Source organism: Frankia sp. AgB1.9, from assembly GCF_016786355.1.
GTDB lineage: Bacteria > Actinomycetota > Actinomycetes > Frankiales > Frankiaceae > Pseudofrankia.
The window spans coordinates 1-7,567 of the sequence record NZ_JADWYX010000222.1; the positions used below are offsets into that span (position 1 = coordinate 1).

A 7,567-nucleotide genomic window follows, 5' to 3' on the forward strand; every position below is an offset into this window, starting at 1 on the left:
GGGGGCGGCGGGGGGCGGGGGGGGCGGGGGGGGCCGCCGGGCCGCCGGGCCGCCGGGCCGCCGGGCCGCCGGGCCGCCGGGCCGCCGGGCCGCCGCAGGATGATGATCGCCGTTTCAGCCCTGAGATGGTTGTAATCCGGCCTCGATCACGACCATCCGAGGGCCGAAACGGCGATCAAGGCCCGGCCCACCGGTCTTCGGCGGGCCGGCTCCGCCCCCGGGGCCAGCCGGATCGGCCGCCGAGCGCACGTATGCGGGCTAGGCGCGGCGGCCCTGGCCCTGGCGCGGGGGCTCGGCCCGGTGGCCGGGGGCTGGCCCGCGCGGCGTTTGCGCTCGCCCCCGGCGACGATCCAGTCCACACTTGTCGGGACTCGGGTCCGACCCCGTCGGCTCAGCTTCAGAGCCGACGACGAGCATCGCCGGTGGGCCTCCATGGGCGCCCCGCCCGGACCCTGGTGCGCGGCCTCGATGGGCAGCGCGCGGACAGCACCGGCGGCAGGTCGGCCGGGTGTTAGGGAGGACGTGAGGCCATGTCGGTCGTAGCCGGTGCCGGGCCAGGTCAGACCGTCGACGACATCGACCTGTCCGACCTGTCGTTCTGGGTCCGGCCGCGGGCCGAGATCGACGCCGCGTTCGCCCTGCTGCGCGGGGCCCCGTCGTTGCCCTTCTACGCGGAGCCACAGCCGGCCAGCGAGATGATCACAAAGGGGCCCGGCTACTACGCCGTGACCCGACACGCGGACATCGTCCGGATCAGCTCCGAGCCGGGGACCTTCTCGTCAGCCCGCGGCGCGACCTCGATCCCGGACCTGCCCCCGGAGTTCCTGGAGTTCTTCGGCGGGATGATCAATATGGACCCGCCCCGGCACCACCGGCTGCGCCGGATCGTCTCCCGGGCCTTCACGCCCCGGTTCATCGCCCAGACCGAGGACGACATCGCCGCGCTCGCCCGCGGGATCGTGACCGAGCTGCGCGACGAGGGGCCGGGCGACTTCGTGTCGCGGGTCGCGGCCCGGCTGCCGCTGGAGGTCATCTGCCGGATGATGGGCCTGCCACCCGAGCGGTACGGCGACGTCTTCCGCTGCACGAACGTCATCCTCGGCTCGGGCGACCCCGACTTCGTCCCCCCGGGCGCCGACATTGTCGCCGCGCTGCTGGGTGCCGGCGCGGAGCTCGCCGAGCTGCTCCAGGAGATGGCCGTCCGCCGACGGGCCGACCCGACGAACGACCTGACCACCGCGCTCGCCCTCGCCGAGGTGGACGGCGAGCAGCTCGACAACGCCGAGATCGTCTCGTTCTTCATCCTGCTGCTGGTCGCCGGGAACGAGACGACCCGCACCGCGATCAGCCACGCGCTGCTGGCACTGACCGCGTTCCCGGAACAACGGGACATCTGGCGCGACGACCTGGCCGGCGTGAGCCGGACGGCCGTCGAGGAGATCGTGCGCTGGGCGAGCCCGGTGCGCTGGATGCGCCGCACGGTCACCGGCGAGGTCCAGCTCTCCGGTCAGCGGCTGAACCCCGGCGACAAGGTGCTGCTGTTCTACTCGTCCGCGAACCGCGACGAGGCCGTCTTCACCGACCCCGACCGCTTCGACGTCCGCCGCGACCCGAACCCGCATCTGGGCTTCGGCGGCGCCGGGCCGCACTTCTGCCTCGGCGCCCACCTGGCCCGCCGCGAGATCTCCGTCATCTGGCGCGAGCTCCTCACCCAGCTCCCCGACCTCCACGCCTCCGGCGACCCCGAATGGCTGGCCAGCAGCTTCATCAACGGCGTGAAACGCCTGTCAGCGGACTGGTGACTCCGCCCCAGGCGCCGATCGAACGGCCGACCGGCAGGCCGCCACGTTGGCGCCAGTGATCACCGTCTGAGCCCTCCGGTGGTCGTGGCCGGGGCTGTTCCACAACCACGCCAGGGCCAAAACAGCGATCAAGGACAGGCCATCGCGACCGCGCCTGGCGTCACGGGCAGGACGGGGTGACGGGGGTGCCGGCGAAGCGGGCGGCGAGGTAGGAGGTCACCTCGTCGATGTGGTTCCAGGCGTCGCCGTGGTCCTGGCCGGCGTAGGCCCGCCACGTCACGTCCACGCCCGCGGCGCAGTACCGGCGGGCGAGGTCCTCGGCCTGGCCGAACGCGACGACCGTGTCGGCCGTGCCGTGGTAGAGCATGATCGGGACCTTGGGCGGGTTCGCTCCGAGGGAGTTCTGCGTCAGGCGGGCCTGCCAGGCCGGCTGGTGGAGCAGGTCGGTGGTCAGGATGTCCCCCACGTGCTTGCCGGCGAACGCGGGCAGGGCCTCCTTGATGCACTCGGTGCGCAGCCCCTGGACGGCGGAGCGGAACGCCGGCTGGACGGCGTCGTCGACCTTCAGCTCCGGGTAGGCGGCGGCGAACCCGATCGCCGACATGAGCTGCACCCCGGACCAGGGCATACCGTCGACCGCCTCGCTGACCTTGGTCAGGTTCGCGGGTACCCCGCCAGCCGCGACGCCGACGGTGCGCAGCTCGGGCGCGTAGGCCGGGGCCAGCTCGCCCGCCCACGCGGACGCGCCCCCGCCCTGGGAGTAGCCCCAGAAGGCGACCTTCGCGTCGGCGCGCAGGCCGGCGCCGGGGAGGCGCTGCGCGGCGCGGACCGCGTCGAGGACGGCGTGGCCCTCGGACCGGCCGACGCTGTAGGTGTGGTCGCCGGGCGTACCGAGTCCCTGGTAGTCGCTGACGGCCACGGCCCAGCCGTGGTTGACAGCCGCGACGATGTGGTCGGTCCAGTCGAACGTGCCGGCCGCGATCGTCTTGGAGGGCGCGCAGGCGTCGCCCAGTCCCTCGGTTCCGGACGCGAACCCGACCAGCGGGGCGGCCGTTCGCGCCGCCGCCGGCGGCAGGACGACGGTGCCCGACACTGCGTCCGGCCGGCCCTGCGCGTCGGTCGACAGGTACAGCACCTGGTCGACCTCGACACCCAGGCCGGCCAGCATCCCGGAGGCCGGGACCTGGCGCGACCACAGGATGTCGCCCGGCCGCCCGGCGGGCAGCGGTTGCGGCGGTACGTAGAACGCGTCCCCGGCCGGAGCAGCGGCCGGCCCGCGGTAGGGCACCGTCGCGGAGCTCGCCGGCGGCACGATGGCGGCACCGGCTGGCTGTCCGCCGCTACCGCAGGCCGCGGCGACGAGCGCCAGGCCGACCACGAGGCCCGCCCATCGGACCCGGGCCCCCCGAGCCCGGGCCCCCTGTACCCGGGCTCGCGGTACCGGGGCTCGCGGTACCGGGGCTCGCGGAACCGGGGCTCGCGGAACCCAGGCTCGCGGAACCCAGGCTCGCGGAACCCAGGCTCGCGGTACCCGGGCTCGCGGTGCCACACGTAGCGCCATCTGTTCCCCCACCGTCACCGCCGCGGCGGGCGGCGCCGGCCCCCTTTTGCGGGTGGCGCCGAAAGTGTCGGCGATAGCGCGTACCGGTCGCATCGGGAGTTCTCGTGGTTCTCCTAGGGAAAAACCATGAGAAGCGGGAGGCCGACGACCCCCGGAGGGTGGCCTCCCCTCGTGATCATTTTGCTATCGTTGACGTTGTGGCGAGGGGCGCACGGTGGGCGCCATCGGCCACGGTGCTCGCCGCTCAAGGCGTCATCCTCGCCGGCATGCTCGCGGGAAACGGCTGGCTGGGACTCGGCCGCAGCACGACGGGTCCCGGAGCCGCAGCATCCGAAAGAGCCCGGGCGGAGCCACCATGCGGGTGATCGTCGCCGACGACTCGGTCATCGTGCGCGAGGGGGTACGCCGCCTGCTCGAGGCCGAGGGCCATGAGGTCGTGGACCTGGTCGGCGACGCGCTGGCGATCCCGGCGGCCGTCGCGCACGGTCAGCCCGACGCGGTGGTCCTCGATCTCCGGATGCCGCCGACGTTCACCGACGAGGGGCTGCGGGCCGCGCTGTCGCTGCGGGCCGCCGCGTCCGATCTGGGTGTCCTGCTGCTCTCCCAGCACGCGGTGCCCGAGTACGCCACGCTGCTGCTGGCCGGTGGCGCCCGCGCGACCGGCTACCTGCTCAAGGACCGCATCCTGGCGCCGCGCCAGCTCAGCGAGACGCTGGGCATCCTCGCCGCTGGCGGCACCGTCGTCGATCCGGACGTCGTCGGGGCGCTGCTAGCGGCCGGACGACGGGACGACCCGATCGCGCGGCTGAGCGCCAGCGAGCGCGCCGTGCTGGAGCTGATGGCGCAGGGACTGTCGGACCGCGGGATCGCCCAGCGACTGTTCGTCTCGGTCAACACCGTCGGCACCCACGTCGGCAGCGTCTTCCGCAAGCTCGACCTCCCAGCGGGCGCCACCGACAACCGCCGAGTCCTCGCCGTCCTGACCTACCTCGAACACCGCTGACCGGCCCGGCCCCGCCCGGCCGTCGGCGCGCCAGGACGTTCGGGCGAGGATCGCCGTTTGGGCCCTCGGGTGGCCGTAAAACCGCGCTGGTCACGACCACGGGTGGGCCTAAACGGCGGCTCCCCTGTCGGGCCGGCCAGGCCGCGTGCAGCCAGCCCTGAATGCGTTCAGATGCCTTCGCCGACGGATGCGAGAACCCGGCGCAGGTCGGCGGCGAACTGGGGAGCTGTTCCCTGGCCGTGGTGTGCAGGATCTCGAGGTCGACGGACCAGTAGCCGTGAACGATCCGGTTGCGCAACCGGACAGGCTGCTTCCACGGGATGTCGGGGAAACGTCCGGTGATCTCGCCCGAGAGCCGGCTCGCAGCCTCACCTAGCACGGTGAAGTTCCACAGGAGCGCGTCGCGACGCTGGCGGTCCGCTTCCAGGCCGCTGGTGGTGATCCCGTCGGTGAGTTTCTGCGCCTGGTCGGCCGCTTCGATCATCTCACCGAGCAGAAGGACGTCACGCCGCATAGACGGGCCGTGCTTCAGCCAGGACGGACGAGCGGAGCAACGGGTGGAGCGCCCGGACGGAGACCAGATCGACGGGTCGTCCGAAGAGGTCGGCGAGATCATCGGCGAGCTGCTCGATGTCCCAGCCCAGACGCCGGCCCGGCGCAAGGGTGTACAGGATGTCGATGTCGCTGTCGGCGGTCGCGGTTCCGCGCGCCTGAGAGCCGAACAGCTGGAGTTCGGCGATCCCGTACCGGTCACAGATCGTGGCCAGGCGTTCTCCGTCGATCTCCAGTCCCGCGATGAACCTCACCAGGTAAGGGTAGCCGCAGGCATGACGCGCCGTCGGCACCACGACTCTCGGAAGGCCAGAGCGAGCTGACGGCGAATCGAGCCGCTCGTGGCCCCGCCCGGCCGTCGGCGCGCCGCCACGTTCGGGCGGTGATCGCCGTTTGGGCCCTCGGGTGGTCGTAAAACCGCGCTGGGCACGACCACGCGAGGGCCTAGACGGCGATCAAGGACCTGCCGCCGAGGCTGGCGACGGCGTATCCGGCCCCGCCGGGCCTGGTCGGCCGGGACGGACCCAGCCGAGCCAAGCCGAGCCGGGCCGAGCCCGACCAAGCCGAGCCGGGCCGAGCCCGACCCAGCCGAGCCGGGCCGAGCCCGACCCAGCCGAGCCGGGCCGGGCCCGACCCAGCCGAGCCGGGCCGGCGCTGCCGGCCGGGCGGGGGGCCGGGCTGGGGACGGGGCCTGGCCAGGGCGGGACTAGGGCTAGACCGTTGCGACGGGGGTGAGGGGGCTGCCGGCGGTGCCGGGGAGGCGCAGGGGCGGGGCGGTGAGCAGGAAGCTGGTGCGGTTGTGCTCGCGCAGCCAGGCGGCCAGGTCGTTGAGGTACCAGAGCTCGCCCAGCGGGACGCCGAGCTTGAACAGGCACAGCTTGTGGATCGGCAGCAGCGTGTGCGGCTCGGGGCTCGCGGGCGCCCAGCCCTCGACGGCGTAGTTGTCCGCGATCAGCGCCGACATACGGGAGTCGATGATCCACTGCAGGATCTCGTCGTCCTGGGCGTCCAGGTAGGGGTACATCGCCTGGACGCGGCTGTCGTCCGGCTTGCCGTTCCACTCCAGGATCTTGGTGGCGAACCCGGTGTGGATGAGGACCATGTCGCCGGGCCGGATGTCGACCTTGTCGGCGTCGATGATCTCGCGCAGCGTCTTCATGCTGACGGCGTGCCATTCCTCGGTCTGGCCGAGGTGGTGCGCCACGTCGATCAGGACGGCGCGGCCCTGGACGCCGTGCGCCGCCATGTGCTCCATGCCGAGGTGCTTGGCGAAGCTGACACTGCCGCTGCCGTCGCCCTTGGCGTCCTCCTTCGGCCCGATCACGTCCTCGCCGGGCCGGAAGCCGTTGTAGTACACCGGCTCGTCGACGCCGTCGCCGTCCGCGTCGAAGAGCCCGCCCTGGTGGACGAGGGCGTCCCACTGGGTCGAGTACTGGAGCCAGAGGGTCACCATGTCGTCGGACCACAGGTCGGTGAAGGAGTAGTGCAGCTTCTCCTTGGCGACGACGTTGAAGAACGTGTCGGCGTTGTGCTTGAGGTCCTCGGTGGGACGCAGGATCGGCGGGTAGCGGCGCTGGTTGAGCCCGCTGCCGCCCGGGAGGTCGAGAGGCAGGCTCAACGAGAACGCGACGCCCGCCTCGACCTCGCGGACGCCCTCCAGCACCTTCTGCGACGTGATCAGGTTGATCCGGCCGAGCTCGTCGTCGTCGCCCCAGTCACCCCAGGTCGAGTCGTCCGGACGCTGCTTCCACCGCTTCGTCACATTGCCTCCATCAAGCCCGCGTCCGTCAAGCCCGCGTCCAGCGTCAAGCCCGGACCGGCCACCGCCGTGCCACGGCCGGCTGACTGCCTCAGCGAACGTAGCCAGCTTTGTACCGGTCGGTCAACTTCAGGCCGCGTATCCTGACCGGGCAGGACCCCAGGGGCGAGCACCAGGCGAGCACAGGCTGAACGGAGCGACGACGACGGCCATGACCGAGGTCCAGGTTCGGCGCAGCGCCAAGTGGGAGCTCAGGCGCCAGGCAATCATCGACACCTCCGCCCACGTGTTCGCCCAGCGCGGCTTCCACGCCACCAGCACGGCCGAGCTGTGCCAGGCCAACGAGATCGGCAAGGGCGCGCTCTACTACTACATCGGCTCCAAGGAGCAGCTCCTCGTCGCCATCCACGACCGGGTGATGGACGAGGTCCTGCTGTCCGCGGACCGGGTGGCGAGCACCGGTGGCACCCCGCCCGAGCGGCTCGCCCTGCTCGGCGCCGGGCTCCTCGACGTGATCCACAGCTTCCCCGACCACGTCTGGGTCTTCCTGCACGAGTTCCCGGCCCTCACCGGTGCCAACGCCGAGGTGTTCCGCCGCCGGCGCCGGGAGTACGAGCAGCGCGTCGAGCAGCTCTTCGAGGAGGGCCAGCGGTCGGGCCATTTCCGCGCGATCGACCCGCCGATGGCGGCGAAGGCGTGGCTCGGGATGCACAACTACACGTACCTGTGGATGCGCGCCGGCGGGCGCGTCGGCGTGCAGGATCTCGCCGCGCAGTACGCCGACATCTTCGTGCGGGGCATCTCGAACCTGCCGGTCGGCGGCGTGGGGGGGGGGGGGGGGGGGGGGGCGGGGGGGGGCCCCCGCGCCCCCCCCCCCCCCCCGCGCGCGG

At 72.7% G+C, this 7,567-nt stretch carries 7 protein-coding genes; 3 read left to right on the top strand and 4 right to left on the bottom strand.

The window, feature by feature from the left end; all coding sequences use genetic code 11:
* The first annotated feature begins 530 nt into the window (after positions 1–530).
* Positions 531–1,802 (top strand): cytochrome P450, encoded by a 1,272-nt coding sequence (locus I6A60_RS40255; protein WP_203011624.1) that lies wholly within the window; start codon positions 531–533, stop codon positions 1,800–1,802.
* Positions 1,803–1,962: 160 nt separating this feature from the next.
* Here I6A60_RS40255 and I6A60_RS40260 read toward each other — a convergent pair whose 3' ends face one another.
* The gene (locus tag I6A60_RS40260; protein ID WP_307874118.1) at positions 1,963–3,180 is read right to left on the bottom strand and encodes a lipase family protein; all 1,218 of its coding nucleotides are present in this window, start codon (positions 3,178–3,180) and stop codon (positions 1,963–1,965) included.
* A 538-nt stretch (positions 3,181–3,718) separates the two neighbouring features.
* Here I6A60_RS40260 and I6A60_RS40265 point away from each other — a divergent pair.
* Positions 3,719–4,366, top strand: coding sequence for a response regulator transcription factor (locus I6A60_RS40265; protein WP_203011626.1), 648 nt, complete (start codon positions 3,719–3,721; stop codon positions 4,364–4,366).
* On the opposite strand, the gene I6A60_RS42540 is transcribed toward I6A60_RS40265, so the two are convergent.
* From I6A60_RS42540 to I6A60_RS40280, 3 genes are all read right to left on the bottom strand, one after another.
* Positions 4,254–4,982 carry a HepT-like ribonuclease domain-containing protein gene (locus I6A60_RS42540; RefSeq protein WP_307874119.1) on the bottom strand — a complete coding sequence of 243 codons (729 nt, stop codon included), beginning with the start codon at positions 4,980–4,982 and terminating at the stop codon, positions 4,254–4,256. The genes I6A60_RS40265 and I6A60_RS42540 overlap by 113 nt on opposite strands.
* A complete protein-coding gene (locus I6A60_RS40275; protein WP_203011627.1) occupies positions 4,870–5,172 on the bottom strand; it encodes a nucleotidyltransferase family protein in 303 nt (100 codons plus the stop codon). Before I6A60_RS40275 ends, I6A60_RS42540 begins: the two co-directional genes overlap by 113 nt.
* 458 nt (positions 5,173–5,630) lie before the next feature.
* Complete coding sequence (locus I6A60_RS40280) at positions 5,631–6,680, bottom strand: cyclase family protein (protein WP_203011629.1); 1,050 nt, start codon at positions 6,678–6,680, stop codon at positions 5,631–5,633.
* Positions 6,681–6,888: 208 nt separating this feature from the next.
* Here I6A60_RS40280 and I6A60_RS40285 point away from each other — a divergent pair.
* On the top strand, positions 6,889–7,567 hold a 679-nt coding region (locus I6A60_RS40285), incomplete at its 3' end, for a TetR/AcrR family transcriptional regulator (protein ID WP_203055875.1).

What these genes read in the sequence shown, in the direction of transcription:
- I6A60_RS40255 (WP_203011624.1), top strand. Translation starts at nt 531, where the DNA reads ATGTCGGTCGTAGCCGGTGCCGGGCCAGGTCAGACCGTCGACGACATC.
- I6A60_RS40265 (WP_203011626.1), top strand. Translation starts at nt 3,719, where the DNA reads ATGCGGGTGATCGTCGCCGACGACTCGGTCATCGTGCGCGAGGGGGTA.
- I6A60_RS42540 (WP_307874119.1), bottom strand. Translation starts at nt 4,982, where the DNA reads ATGATCTCGCCGACCTCTTCGGACGACCCGTCGATCTGGTCTCCGTCC.